Source organism: Serratia sp. TSA_105.2 (genome assembly GCF_052692115.1).
In genome coordinates, this window is record NZ_JBQZFT010000005.1 from 20,860 (window position 1) to 32,713 (window position 11,854).

General features: G+C 62.3%; 11 protein-coding genes. 2 read left to right on the forward strand and 9 right to left on the reverse strand.

Going from position 1 to position 11,854, the window contains the following annotated elements; all coding sequences use genetic code 11:
* The 9 genes from ulaD to ACUTSC_RS16665 form a co-directional block, all read right to left on the reverse strand.
* The gene (gene ulaD / locus ACUTSC_RS16625; protein ID WP_197768484.1) at window positions 1–657 is read right to left on the reverse strand and encodes a 3-keto-L-gulonate-6-phosphate decarboxylase UlaD; all 657 of its coding nucleotides are present in this window, start codon (window positions 655–657) and stop codon (window positions 1–3) included.
* Window positions 654–2,144, reverse strand: coding sequence for an FGGY-family carbohydrate kinase (locus ACUTSC_RS16630; RefSeq protein WP_443006808.1), 1,491 nt, complete (start codon window positions 2,142–2,144; stop codon window positions 654–656). The genes ulaD and ACUTSC_RS16630 overlap by 4 nt, the downstream gene beginning before the upstream one ends.
* Window positions 2,144–3,439 (reverse strand): MFS transporter, encoded by a 1,296-nt coding sequence (locus tag ACUTSC_RS16635; RefSeq protein WP_197768482.1) that lies wholly within the window; start codon window positions 3,437–3,439, stop codon window positions 2,144–2,146. The genes ACUTSC_RS16630 and ACUTSC_RS16635 overlap by 1 nt, the downstream gene beginning before the upstream one ends.
* 125 nt (window positions 3,440–3,564) lie before the next feature.
* Window positions 3,565–4,035, reverse strand: coding sequence for a YhcH/YjgK/YiaL family protein (locus ACUTSC_RS16640; protein WP_197768481.1), 471 nt, complete (start codon window positions 4,033–4,035; stop codon window positions 3,565–3,567).
* Between the two features lie 14 nt (window positions 4,036–4,049).
* Window positions 4,050–5,048 (reverse strand): 3-dehydro-L-gulonate 2-dehydrogenase, encoded by a 999-nt coding sequence (gene yiaK / locus ACUTSC_RS16645; RefSeq protein WP_197768480.1) that lies wholly within the window; start codon window positions 5,046–5,048, stop codon window positions 4,050–4,052.
* A gap of 256 nt (window positions 5,049–5,304) precedes the next feature.
* Window positions 5,305–6,171 carry an SMP-30/gluconolactonase/LRE family protein gene (locus ACUTSC_RS16650; RefSeq protein ID WP_443006805.1) on the reverse strand — a complete coding sequence of 289 codons (867 nt, stop codon included), beginning with the start codon at window positions 6,169–6,171 and terminating at the stop codon, window positions 5,305–5,307.
* Window positions 6,168–7,268, reverse strand: coding sequence for an ABC transporter substrate-binding protein (locus ACUTSC_RS16655; protein ID WP_063990670.1), 1,101 nt, complete (start codon window positions 7,266–7,268; stop codon window positions 6,168–6,170). Before ACUTSC_RS16655 ends, ACUTSC_RS16650 begins: the two co-directional genes overlap by 4 nt.
* 14 nt (window positions 7,269–7,282) lie before the next feature.
* Window positions 7,283–8,365 (reverse strand): ABC transporter permease, encoded by a 1,083-nt coding sequence (locus ACUTSC_RS16660; RefSeq protein ID WP_123892566.1) that lies wholly within the window; start codon window positions 8,363–8,365, stop codon window positions 7,283–7,285.
* On the reverse strand, window positions 8,358–9,911 hold the full coding sequence (locus ACUTSC_RS16665) for a sugar ABC transporter ATP-binding protein (RefSeq protein WP_445653461.1): 1,554 nt from the start codon (window positions 9,909–9,911) through the stop codon (window positions 8,358–8,360). Before ACUTSC_RS16665 ends, ACUTSC_RS16660 begins: the two co-directional genes overlap by 8 nt.
* Before the next feature lie 374 nt (window positions 9,912–10,285).
* Here ACUTSC_RS16665 and ACUTSC_RS16670 point away from each other — a divergent pair, with 374 nt between their 5' ends.
* Together ACUTSC_RS16670 and argO are read left to right on the forward strand one after the other, a co-directional pair.
* Window positions 10,286–11,104: an IclR family transcriptional regulator gene (locus ACUTSC_RS16670; RefSeq protein ID WP_445653462.1), complete on the forward strand. Its 819-nt coding sequence runs from the start codon at window positions 10,286–10,288 to the stop codon at window positions 11,102–11,104.
* Between the two features lie 124 nt (window positions 11,105–11,228).
* On the forward strand, window positions 11,229–11,846 hold the full coding sequence (gene argO / locus ACUTSC_RS16675) for an arginine exporter ArgO (RefSeq protein ID WP_025304159.1): 618 nt from the start codon (window positions 11,229–11,231) through the stop codon (window positions 11,844–11,846).
* Window positions 11,847–11,854 lie beyond the last annotated feature (8 nt).

An 11,854-nucleotide genomic window follows, 5' to 3' on the forward strand; every position in this document is an offset into this window, starting at 1 on the left:
TCATGATCTCCAGATGTCATCGATGGCGGTGCGGAACTGCCTGGCGGCCGCCGGCGGATCGCCGACCTCGGCCAGCGCGCGGCCGGCGATAAAAGCGGTGACGGCGATCTCTTTAAACAGCGGCAGGTCGGCGGGCGTGATGCCGCCGGTCACCGACAGCGCGATGCCCAGATCGGACAGTGCCTTCATCCGATCCAAATCCTGCCGGCCCCAGGTTTGCCCGCTGGCCTGCGCGTCGCGGCCGCGGTGATAGATCGCCTGGCGAATGCCGAGGCCGCGCCATTGCCGCGCATCCTCCAATGTCCAGCGGCCGAACAGTTCGATCTGGATTTCACCGCCGTGACGCTCGGCGACCTCCCGCGCGCTGGACATGGTGGCCAACGGCGCGGCGCAGATCACCGTCATCCAGTCCGCGCCCTGGCCGAAGGCCTGCTCGGCCAGCGTCGCACCGGCGTCGGCCACCTTGAGATCGGCCACCAGCGTGTGCTGCGGGCAGCGCTCGCGCAGCGCGCTAACCGCCTGAATGCCGGCGCTGATGCACAAAATGGTACCGGCCTCGATGATGTCCACATGGGGGCTGAGGGTCTCGGCGGTGCGCAGCGCCGTATCCAAACGGGTTTGATCGAGCGCCAGCTGCAGGCGCGGTTTCGTGCTCATGGGGCCTCCTTGTTGGCGGGCTGCAGATGTTGCAATGCAGCAATCAGCGCCTGATAACGTTGGTGTTTGTTGTCGTAAGCTTCGGCAGCGGCCGCATCTGGCAGCAGCCGCTCGATACGCGGTGCCAGCCGGTGTTGGGCGGCGGTGAAATCGTTGAAGACGCCGCTGCCGACCATGGCCGCCATCGCCGCGCCCAGACAGCCGGTTTCTTCTACCTGCGGCAGCTCCACCGGCAGGCCGCTGACGTCGGCGAACATTTGCATCCAGGGGAGGGATTTGGCGGGGCCCCCGGTCACGCGCAGCGCCTGTGTTTTGGGGAAACGCCGGCGCATGCGGTTAAGGTGCGTCATGTGGCAGAACACCACGCCTTCGTAGATCGCCTGTACCAGGTGCTCGCGCTGGTGGAAGGCCTGCAGGCCGTAGAAGCTGGCGCTCAGCCCCAGGCCGGCGTTGGAGCCATACAGGAAAGGGGCGAACAGCAGATCGCCGGCGGCTTTCGGCAGGGCGGCGACCCAGCAGTTAAGCTGGCCGTAGTCCTGCAGCCCCCATTGGCGGCAGAACCATTCCAGGTTGGCGGCGGAGGTGGGGCTGGCTTCGTGCACAATGTATTGGCCGTTTTCGGCGTGGCGGCCATAGACAAAGGGATGATCGAAACCCTCGACGATGGCGTCGGTGATGCCGCTGGTGACCGACCAGGTTCCCATCACCGCATTGAGCCGGGTTTCGTCCTGCAGGCCGGCGCACAGCGCGGTGGACACCACGTCGAACAGCCCGCCGACCACCGGGGTGCCGGTTTGCAGGCCGGTGATGGCCGCGGCGTTTGCCTCGACGCGCCCGGCGATCTCGGCCGAACCGACAATCGTCGGCAAGGCGGGCATGATGTCGCCGATACCCAGCAGCTGCGCCAGCGCCGGGTCATAGTGTCCGCTGCGCATCTGATACAGGTTGGATTCGGAGATATTGGTTTCTTCGCAGGCCAGCTCGCCGGTCAGGCAATAGCGCAGGTAGTCGTGCGCCATCAGCACGCTGCCGATGCGGGCGTAACGCTCCGGCTGATGCCGCTTCAGCCAGCGCAGCAGCGATACCGGGTGCCCGGTCCACAACGTTTGGCGCGTTTGCGGATACAGCGCCTGCGGCACGCCCTGCCGTTGCCATTCCTGCACCAGCGCCAGCGCGCGCTGATCGGAAGAGAGCATGGCGTTGCCCAGCGGCTGCCCCTGCTTATCCAGCAGAAATGCGCCCTTGCCCTGCGCCGAGATGCCGACGGCCTGGATGGCGCCGGCGGCGACGCCGCTGGCGGACAGCACTTCACGGATCACGTCGGCGGCGGTGCGCCACAGCGACGCCATATCGCGCTCGGCCCAGCCGGGCTGCGGCGCGACGATCGCCAGATTGCGCCGCGCAACGCCGTGTTCATGGCCCCTGCGGTCGTATAATCCCGCCTTGATGAAGGTACCGCCGCAGTCGAGCCCCAGCCAATATTCCATCATTCGCTCCTCGCGCTGTGGTCGCATTTATTGGGCAGCATCAACGCCAGCACGGAGGCGATCGCCAACGAGGCAGCCAGGCTGTAGACGCCGACATCCTTGTTGAACAGGCTGATCAGGACGCCGACCATATACGGGCCGCAAAAGCCGCCGAGGTTGCCCAGCGCATTGATCACGCCACGTGCGCCGCCGGCCACTTCGGCGTTGAACAATTTGGGCGGGATGGTCCAGAACACCCCGGCCGCCGCCTGAATAAACACGCCGCAGCCGACCAGCGCAGCGTAAGACCACCAGATGTGATCCTTCAGCAGCACCGACAGCGCCATGCAGGCGGCAAAGCAGGCCAACGGCAGGGCGACGAAGACTTTGCGCTTGCCGGTGCGATCGGAGAGGGTTGAGATGATCAGCATGCCGAAGATGGCGCCGATATAGGGCAAGATAGCCAGCATGCCCACTTGCTCCATATCGCCGTGGGTCAGCCCTTTCAAAATGGTCGGCAGCCACAGGGTGTAGCCGTAGATACCGGTCTGGTAGAAAAAATTCACCAGGATCAGCTGCCACATGATCCGGTCGCCCAGCACCCGGCGCAGCGAGGCGTTGCGCACTGTTTTTCCTTTGATCAGCAGCTGTTCGTCGTGCAGCGTCTTCACCAGATACTCTTTTTCCGCCTGCGAGATCCATTTGGCCTCTTGGGGCCGGTTGCTGATGGTGAAATACCACAGCGTCATGACTACCAGCGACAGAGCCCCTTCCACCAGGAACAGCATGCGCCAGTCCCAGGCGGTGATGATCCAACCCGACAGCGGGGCGGTGAGGATGCCGGCGATCGGCACGAACATGATGACGATGGCGTTGGCGCGGCCGCGCTCCTTATCCGGGAACCAGTTGCTGATCATGGTCAGCACCACCGGCAGCATGCCGCCTTCGGAAACGCCGAGGGCGAAGCGCAAGAACAGCAGCTGGTACTGGTTGGTGACCAGGCCGGTCAGCACCGAGATCACCGCCCAGGCCAACAGTGACCAGCCGATGAATTTCTTGCCGTTGCCGTATACCGCCAGCTTGCCGCCGGGCACCTGCAGAAACAGGTAACCGATGAAGAAGATGCCGCCGGCCAGCCCGGCCATCGAGGCGGTGATGCCGAGTTCGTCATCCATGCCGCCGGGCATGGCGAAGGCGATGTTGACCCGGTCCATGTAAGAAATGATGCAGGTGATGAGGATCGGCGGCACGATCCTCAGCCAGCGGAGCTTGGGTATCGCCTGGCTTTGGCTGACGGAAACGGAGGCTGTATTCATAAGGACCTCTTTCGATGTTCGCTTTTTTGTAGGGTCGGGCGTTATTGTTTTGCTTGATTTGGGCGCAAGGGCGCCCGCACAGGCCCCATGGACCGGTGTTGTTATGGTTACGGGTGTTGCGTCTATCAGCCGCTAAACGACGCCAGCGGTATCTTCACCACCACCTTGCGTATCGCGCTGGGGCGTTGGTTAATGCAGGCTGGGCGATGCACGTCCTGCGGAAAAAATACCGCGAAGTTGCCGGGTTGCATCGTGAGCCAGGATTCGTCGGCCACGTCCTGATAAAACAGGATGTCGCGCTGTACCAGCAGCTCCTGATGAATGACGTTGTCGCCGCTGTCCGCCGCGACGCCGATAAGCTCGGTACCGCTGACCAGAAACTGCACGTCGACGTTTTGCCGGTGTACTTCGGGGCGCAGCGCATCCGGTGGTTGGGTATGCAGATCCAGCACTTGCACCACGTAGCCGGTGGCGGGATCTTCATAGCGCCCTGCGGGCAAGACGCTGAAATCGGTGCGCTGCAAATAGGCGACGGCGTTGGCGACCGGCGCCGGGTACTGCTCGGGCGCGGTGTTGGCGATGTGGCCGAATATCATGATGACTTCTCCCGTTACAGCGCCTGAATGCGCGCCCAAACCCGTTCGTCGACGGGAATGCCGTCGCGCAGGTTTTCTTCCAGAATGCGCGGGAACTTGTGGCCCGGCAGGCGAATGGCGACGTCGGGGTTGTCCCGTTCGGCGCTGGTGACGTAATCCATGATGCGCTGCAGTTTTTGATCGCGGCTGTCGCCGTCGATCAACCGGTCTATCTCAATCGCGATGAACACCTGCGAGACGCCGTATTCGTCGCGGTGATCTTCCGTCACTTCCGCCACCGAGGCGCCGCCGGACAGCAGGGTGGCGATCATGTCCAGCACGATCGACAGCGCCGATCCTTTCCAATACCCCATTGGCAAAATGCGCCGATTCTCTTCGATGGTGGCCGGATCGCGGGTCAGGTGGCCGTCGTTGTCGAAGCCGCCGTCCACCGGCAGGGTTTTGCCCGCCAGCCGGTTCAGCTCCAGTGCGCCGTAGGAAAACATCGACATCGACATATCCACCATGGTGATCGGGTTGCCGGGCACGGCGACGATCAACGGGTTGGTGCCGATACGGCACGTTTTGGCGCCCCACGGCGGCATCACGGCGATCGAGTTGGTCCAGCAAATGCCGATATAGCCTTTCTCCGCCGCCTGCCAGCCGTAACCGCCGCCGCGCATCCAGTGGTTGGCATTGCGCAGCGCCACCAGGCCGATGCCATGATCGTCGGCCAACTGCATGGCGCGATCCATCATGCGGCGGGCGGTAAGGTTGCCGATGCCCTGATGCGCATCCCATTGCTCGATCGCCCCCAGAGACAACAGTTTGCTGGGTTCGGCGTCCGGCACGATATCGCCGGCGTCCAGCTGCTGAATAAAGCGCGGAAAGCGGTTAACGCCGTGGGAATAAACGCCGCTGGCGGTGGTGTCGGCGAACATGCCGGCGCAGTCGTCGGCGATAGGTTCCGCCACGCCGCGCGCCAGTAGCACGCGTTTGAATTGGTGTTTTAGCTCGCTGTAACTCACTCTCATGCCGGTTCTCCGCCTGTGCGAATCGTTTGTTTTTGGTTCGCTAAATTTCAATATACGAAATTGCATTTCAAATAAATGCTATCCCGGCGGTTCAGGGAAGTCAAAGCAAGGGGGAGTAAAATTGTTCATGAAAAACATGACGTTAAAATTGAGTGGTGATTTTGTGATCGCCGCCACGTTTTGGTGGAGATGGCGTGCTTCAGACGTGACAAAGCAGGGCGGATCGAAACCCACCCTGCGTCTTGCGAGACCCCGGCTAACCGCGGGTGTTCAGCACCATGCGGTAGAGCGAGGTGGTGGCGGTGATATAGAGTTCATCGCCGTTCGGGCCGCCGAAGGTACAATTGGAGACGCGTTCCGGCACGCTGATTTTGTCGATCTGTCGCCCCTCTGGATCAAAGACCAGCACGCCGTCGGCACAGCTGCAAAACAGATTGCCGGCCCGATCGACGCAGAAGCCGTCCGGGAAACCGGGCTCCACCGTCGCGAAACGGCGGCCGGCTTCCAGCCCGCGGCCGTTGACCGCATAGACGCGCAGCTCTCGGCGGCCCAGCGTCGGAAAATCCACGATCGACATGTCCGCAACGTACAGCCATTTTTCATCCGGTGAAAACGCCAGGCCGTTCGGGCGCTGCAGGTCGCAGGCGGCGATGGTCAGCGAACCATCGCGCGGATCGAAGCTGTAGAGATAACAGCCGATCACCTGGCTTTCCGATTTGTAACCCTCTTCGTCGCCGATGATGCCGTAGGGCGGATCGGTGAACCACAGGGTGCCGTCGGAACGCACCGCCACGTCGTTCGGCGAGTTAAAGCGCTTGCCGTCGACGCGATCGATCAACAGGCGCACCTCGCCATCGCTTTCGGTGCGGCTGATGCCGCGCCGCCCGTGTTCGCAGCTGACCACGCGCCCTTCGCCGTCGCGCGCATTGCCGTTGGCGTAGTGCGACGGCGAGCGGTATAGGGTCAGCTCACCCCGGCGCGACCAGCGGAACATGCGATTGCCTTTCACGTCGCTGAACACCACCGCATCCTCCTGCGGCAGCCAGACCGGCCCCTCGGCCCAGATCGCCGGCGAACACAGGCGCTCGAGCCGGGCGTGCCTGCGCAATGAATCGCCGTTCACTTCACGCCCCAGATCGCTTTGTAATGGCCCTGATAGTCGTTTTGCGGGTCATACAGGTTATTGGCGCCGCCGTCGGCAGCGATATTGTCGCGGGTCACCAGATGCGCCGGGGTCACGTAGCCGGAAGGCGGCTGCTTGGCGAAGGCGCGGTTGAATTCGTCCAGCAGTTGCCAACCGTGCAGCTTCAAGGGTTCCGGCACCGTCGCCGACTGGCTGTCGCCCGAGCGGATACGCTGGTAAGCGGAGATCGAACCGTCGCCGGCCGATACGTTGTAAGGTGCGTTCTTGCCGCCTTTGCCGGCGGTCTTCAGCGCCGGCGCCATAAAGTCGAAGTACAGATCGTTGATCGCCAGCGCATATTGGAATTTGTCGCCGTACTTCTGCAGCAGACTGAAGGTCATTGCCGGCATGCGGTTGGCGGTATCGGCCAGCGGCGTATCGATGAATTCCAGCAGCGTGCAGCCGCTGCATTTGGCGATCTCGTCTTTCATGACGTTGGCCTTGTCCAGCGCGATTTGATACAGCGAGTCGGTGAAGATCAGCACGCTCGCCTTGCCGCCGGACTGCACCACCGCGTATTGCGCGGCGATGCGCGCCACTTCGTTGGAGTCCGACGTGACGTTATAGAACACGTTGTATTTGGCGATGGGGCCCGGTTCCGGCACCGCGTGCCAGGCGGTCAGCACGATGCCCTGCTGCACGGCCTTTTTCAGCGGGATCTTGGCGACGTTAGGGTTCCAGCCGCCGATCACGATGCCGTCCGGTTTTTGGGCGATGGCCTGATTGAGCGATGCCAGCTGATCTTTCACCGAGCCGCCGCCGTCGAGCGTTTCCAGCTTCCAGCCGGCGGCTTTCGCCGCTTCGCTCAACCCCTGTTGCACCCCTTGTACGCCGCCGTTCTTCATGTCGGAGGCGATAAAAATGATCTTCTTGTTGGCCTGCAACTGCGGGCCGCTGGTGGGGCCGTCCCACTGGGTGGCGCTGGCAGTGGCCTTCGCGACGGCGGCGGTGGCCTGATCGAGATAGGCGTCGGCCCAGGCCGGCGATGCGGCGAGCAATAATGTGGTGAACCCCGGTAACAGCCAAATGCGTTTCATGGTGTGCTCCTGGTTTAAGAATGGGTCGCTGTCTGATTGTTGTTGTCAGCCGGCGTCGCCTGGCTGCGTTGTACCGCTTTCTGATTGAGCAGCCGACGGCGTTGGGCATAGCCGGCCAGGGTGATCGACAGCAGCAGCGTCGCGCCGTTGAACAGCGGCTCGACCCAGAATTCGCCGCCGAACTGCTGAATGCCGGCGATACCGATAGCCAGAATGGCGATGCCGACCACGGTGCCCCAGACGTTGACGCGCCCTGGGCGAATGGTGGTGCTGCCGAGGAAGGCGCCGACCAGCGCCGGCAGCAGATAGTCCATGCCGACGCTGGCCTGGCCGACGCCCTGTTCGGCGGCGATCAACACACCGCTGAAACCGGTGAGCACGCTGGAGGCGATGAAGGCGCCGATGGTGAAGCGGTTGACCGAGATGCCGTTCAGGCGCGCCGCCGCCGGGTTGCCGCCCACCGCATACATGCAGCGGCCGAGCGGGGTGTGTTCGGTGATGAGCCACAGCACCACTGCGACGATCAGCACGTAAAACGCCACGATCGGAATGCCGGCGATCTCGGTGTGGTGCAGCGCGATGAAGGCATCCGGCAAGTCGCCGACGATCTGCCGCCCGCCGGAGTGCCACAGGGCAATGGCGTACAGTACGGTGCCGGAGCCGAGAGTGGCGACGAAGCTGTCGATATCGGCCAGCGCCACCAAAATGCCGTTCAGCAACCCGTACAGCGCCGAGATCGCCAGCACCGTCAGCACCGCCATCTGCCAGGAGAAGCCGTATTCCACCTGCAGCGTGATCGCCAGAATGTGCCACAGCACAATGCCGAAACCGACGTTAAGATCGATCTTGCCCACGATCATCGGGATGGTCGCCGCCAGCGCCAACAGGGCGATTTTGGCCTTGCTCGACAGGATCGCCTGCAGCGTCAGCATCGATGCGAAAGAGGGCGTGATCAGTGAGAACAGCACGACCAGTGCGACGCACAGCAGCAGCAGGCCATAGCGGGTGAGAACCTGCATCAGCCACGGGCCGGCGCCGTCCTGCGCCAGGCTGACGCGCTGCTCCAGCGCGGTTGATTTAACGGATGTTTTAGACATGGCCTACCTCGGATTCTGACGTGATTGCGACGCTTTCCCCGGTGCTGGCAGAGGCCAGCTCCAATAAATTGGCGAATGACACCTGCTGATTTCTCAGCTCGCCGACCACTTTCCCGCGGTTGAATACCAGTGCACGGTTGCAAATATGGGCGATCTCCTCGAAATCGTTGGAGATAACCAGCACCGCCACGCCTTCCGCCAGGGATTTATTCAGCAGGTGGTAGATTTCCGCTCGCGCGCCGACGTCCACGCCGGCGGTGGGATCTTCGAGGATCAGCAGCGGCGCCCCCAGATGCATCCAGCGCGCCATCACCACCTTTTGCTGGTTGCCGCCGGACAGCGCGCTGATGTCGATATTGACGTCCTTGGGGCGCACGTCGAACAGCTGCACTTTCCACCAACTGGCGCCGATCTCCGCTCGCCGCCCGTAGCGGGAGAGCAGCCGGTGGCCGCTGGCGCAGGGGTTGATAAACAGGTTTTCACGCACGCTCATCGACATCACCAGGCTTTCGCCGGTGCGATCGCCCGCCACCAGCGAAACGCCGCACGCCATCGCCTGCTGCGGGGAGCTCGCCTGATAGGGCCGATCGCGAAACCGAATCGCGCCGCCGTCGGCCTGGCGCAACCCGAACAGCAGCCTGCCAATCTCTTCTTGCCCGGCCCCGCGCAGGCCGGCCAGCGCCAGCATCTCGCCCGGCTGCAAATCGAAGCTCACCGGGCCGATGTCGCCTACCGTGACGCTATCGAGCTGCAGCACCGGCGGACGATGTTCCGGCAGCGGTTCGCGCTGATCGTCCGCCATCGCTTCGCCGACGATGGTTTGCACCAGATCCCGTAGCGAGTAGTCGGCGGTGCGGCCGCCGGCGACATAGCGCCCGTCGCGCATTACGCAGACCCGATCGGCGATTTCGATCACTTCGTCCAGACGGTGGGTGACGTAAATTATGCCGACCTTTTTGGCGCGCAGCCGGTTGATCACGGCGAACAGATGGCGCACGTCGTTGGCGGGCAGGGAGGCGGTCGGTTCATCCAGCACCAGCAGCTCGGCGTTGACCGCCACCGCGCGGGCGATCGCCAGCAGCGATTTTTCGGTGCGCGACAGTTCGAAGACGCGCGCATCGGGATCGAGCGCGATACCGACGTCGTACAGCGCCTGCGCCGCCCGGCGGCGAATGGCGCGCCAGTCGATCAACCCAAAGCGGCGGGGAAACCCCATCACCAGCGCCATGTTCTCCGCCACCGTCATCCATTCAATCAGGCCGAGATCCTGATGAATAAAGGCGATCGGCTGGCGGCTGGCGCTTTTGATGGCGGCGGCGGAGGCGATGCTTGCGCCCTGAAAACGAATATCGCCGCCGTCGCGCGGGTAGACGCCCGCCAGCACTTTGATCAGCGTCGATTTGCCGGCGCCGTTTTCGCCCAGCAGCGCCAGAACCTCGCCCGGCATCACCTGCAGGCTGACGTCGTTAACCGCCACGTTGCCGCCAAATCGCTTGACGATGTGGCTGAGGGTAAGGATGGGTTGTGCCGCATTATCGATAGTCATGTGATGCGCCCCTGGTGTTGTGCCCATGCGACGATGCCGGGCAAATCAGCTAAACCGCTGGTGAGTATCTGGTCTTTAAATTTCAATATGCGAAATTCAATTTCAAAAATAATATGACGTTCGTTGCGCTAAATCAAAGGCGATGAGGTTTTAATTGTTTTTATTAAACAATTAGTTATTTTTTACTTTGCGGAAGTGTGACCGATGGCTCACTTCAATGCGGGGGAAATATTGCGGATTTTTGGCCCGCTGCGGACAATGAAACGGCGTTCCGTCTTCACCTGATGCAGGCCTTGGGGTAACATGCCCGGCAAAGAGCCTGCTGACTTCGCCGCAGCGCCGGTTGGCGGTTCGACACTGGAGAGATTTTCGCTATGAGCCTGAAAGACGTCGACGAGAAAGATGACAAGAAAGACAAACCGCTGGGCAGCCAAAGCCTGTTCCGCGGTTTGCAGTTGATCGAGATCCTGAGCAATTTCCCCAACGGATGCCCACTGGCGCATCTGTCCGAGCTGGCCGGCATGAACAAGAGCACGGTGCACCGCTTGCTGCAGGGGCTGCACACCAGCGGCTATGTGACCCAGGCGCCGTCGCCGGGCAGTTACCGCCTGACCACCAAGTTCATTTCCATCGGCCAGAAGGCGCTGTCGTCACTCAATATCATTCACGTGGCCGCGCCGCATTTGGAACAGCTGAACCTGGAGGTGGGCGAGACGGTCAACTTCTCCAGCCGCGAAGACGACCACGTCATCCTGATCTACAAGTTGGAGCCGACCACCGGCATGATGCGCACCCGCGCCTATATCGGCCAGCATATGCCGCTGTATTGTTCGGCGATGGGGAAAATCTTCATGGCCTACGGCAACGATGATTACCCGGCTCACTACTGGCAGACTCACCAGCAGGAGATTCAGACGCTGACGCGCAATACCATTACCGAGCTGCCGAAGATGTATGAGGAGTTGGCCGATATTCGCCAGCGCGGCATGGCGATGGATCGTGAAGAAAACGAGCTGGGGGTCTCCTGCGTGGCGGCGCCGGTGTTCGATATTCAACAGCGCGTGCCTTATGCGGTATCTGTCTCATTGCCGACCGCCAAGCTGCAGCAAATCGGCGTCAAAAGCCTGATTAAACCGGTACTGGCCACCGCGCAACGCATCTCTCAGGAGCTGGGGTTCGTCACGCCGATTTGAGTATTAGTTCCGCTGATGCGGGATTAGAAACATCAATTTCACCTAATGATCGCTTCCTCGTATGATGCGCGTGTTGACCGACACGCGCCCTCGTCCGGCGCCTTTTATCATTCGAGGAATCCCCATGTTAGCCGTCTTCCTGCAGGGTTTTGCCCTGAGCGCCGCCATGATCCTGCCGCTGGGCCCGCAGAACGTATTCGTGATGAATCAGGGCATTCGCCGCCAGTATCATTTGATGATCGCTTCGCTGTGCGCATTGAGCGATATCGTGCTGATCTGCGCCGGTATTTTCGGCGGCAGCGCCCTGCTGACCCGCTCGCCGCTGCTGCTGGCGCTGGTCACCTGGGGTGGGGTGGCGTTTCTGCTGTGGTACGGGTGGGGCGCGTTCCGTTCTGCCTTCAGCCCCCAACCGGCGCAGGCCGCGGCGCAGGAGCTGGCGCAGAGCCGCTGGCGCCTCGTGGTCACCATGCTGGCGGTCACCTGGCTGAACCCGCACGTTTATCTGGATACTTTTGTGGTGCTCGGCAGCCTGGGCGGGCAGCTGACGGCGGACGTGCGCTCCTGGTTCGCGCTCGGGGCGGTCAGCGCGTCGGCGGTGTGGTTCTTCGGGCTGGCGCTGCTGGCCTCCTGGCTGGCGCCGTGGCTGAACACGCAGCGGGCGCAGCGCATCATCAACGCGCTGGTCGGGCTGGTGATGTGGGGCATCGCGCTGCAGCTGGCCTGGCAGGGGGCAAATTTATAAGAATTTGT

Excerpts from the sequence above, each read along its gene's own strand:
- ulaD (WP_197768484.1), bottom strand. The coding sequence starts at position 657 with ATGAGCACGAAACCGCGCCTGCAGCTGGCGCTCGATCAAACCCGTTTG.
- ACUTSC_RS16630 (WP_443006808.1), bottom strand. The coding sequence starts at position 2,144 with ATGGAATATTGGCTGGGGCTCGACTGCGGCGGTACCTTCATCAAGGCG.
- ACUTSC_RS16635 (WP_197768482.1), bottom strand. The coding sequence starts at position 3,439 with ATGAATACAGCCTCCGTTTCCGTCAGCCAAAGCCAGGCGATACCCAAG.
- ACUTSC_RS16640 (WP_197768481.1), bottom strand. The coding sequence starts at position 4,035 with ATGATATTCGGCCACATCGCCAACACCGCGCCCGAGCAGTACCCGGCG.
- yiaK (WP_197768480.1), bottom strand. The coding sequence starts at position 5,048 with ATGAGAGTGAGTTACAGCGAGCTAAAACACCAATTCAAACGCGTGCTA.
- ACUTSC_RS16655 (WP_063990670.1), bottom strand. The coding sequence starts at position 7,268 with ATGAAACGCATTTGGCTGTTACCGGGGTTCACCACATTATTGCTCGCC.
- ACUTSC_RS16660 (WP_123892566.1), bottom strand. The coding sequence starts at position 8,365 with ATGTCTAAAACATCCGTTAAATCAACCGCGCTGGAGCAGCGCGTCAGC.
- ACUTSC_RS16665 (WP_445653461.1), bottom strand. The coding sequence starts at position 9,911 with ATGACTATCGATAATGCGGCACAACCCATCCTTACCCTCAGCCACATC.
- ACUTSC_RS16670 (WP_445653462.1), top strand. The coding sequence starts at position 10,286 with ATGAGCCTGAAAGACGTCGACGAGAAAGATGACAAGAAAGACAAACCG.
- argO (WP_025304159.1), top strand. The coding sequence starts at position 11,229 with ATGTTAGCCGTCTTCCTGCAGGGTTTTGCCCTGAGCGCCGCCATGATC.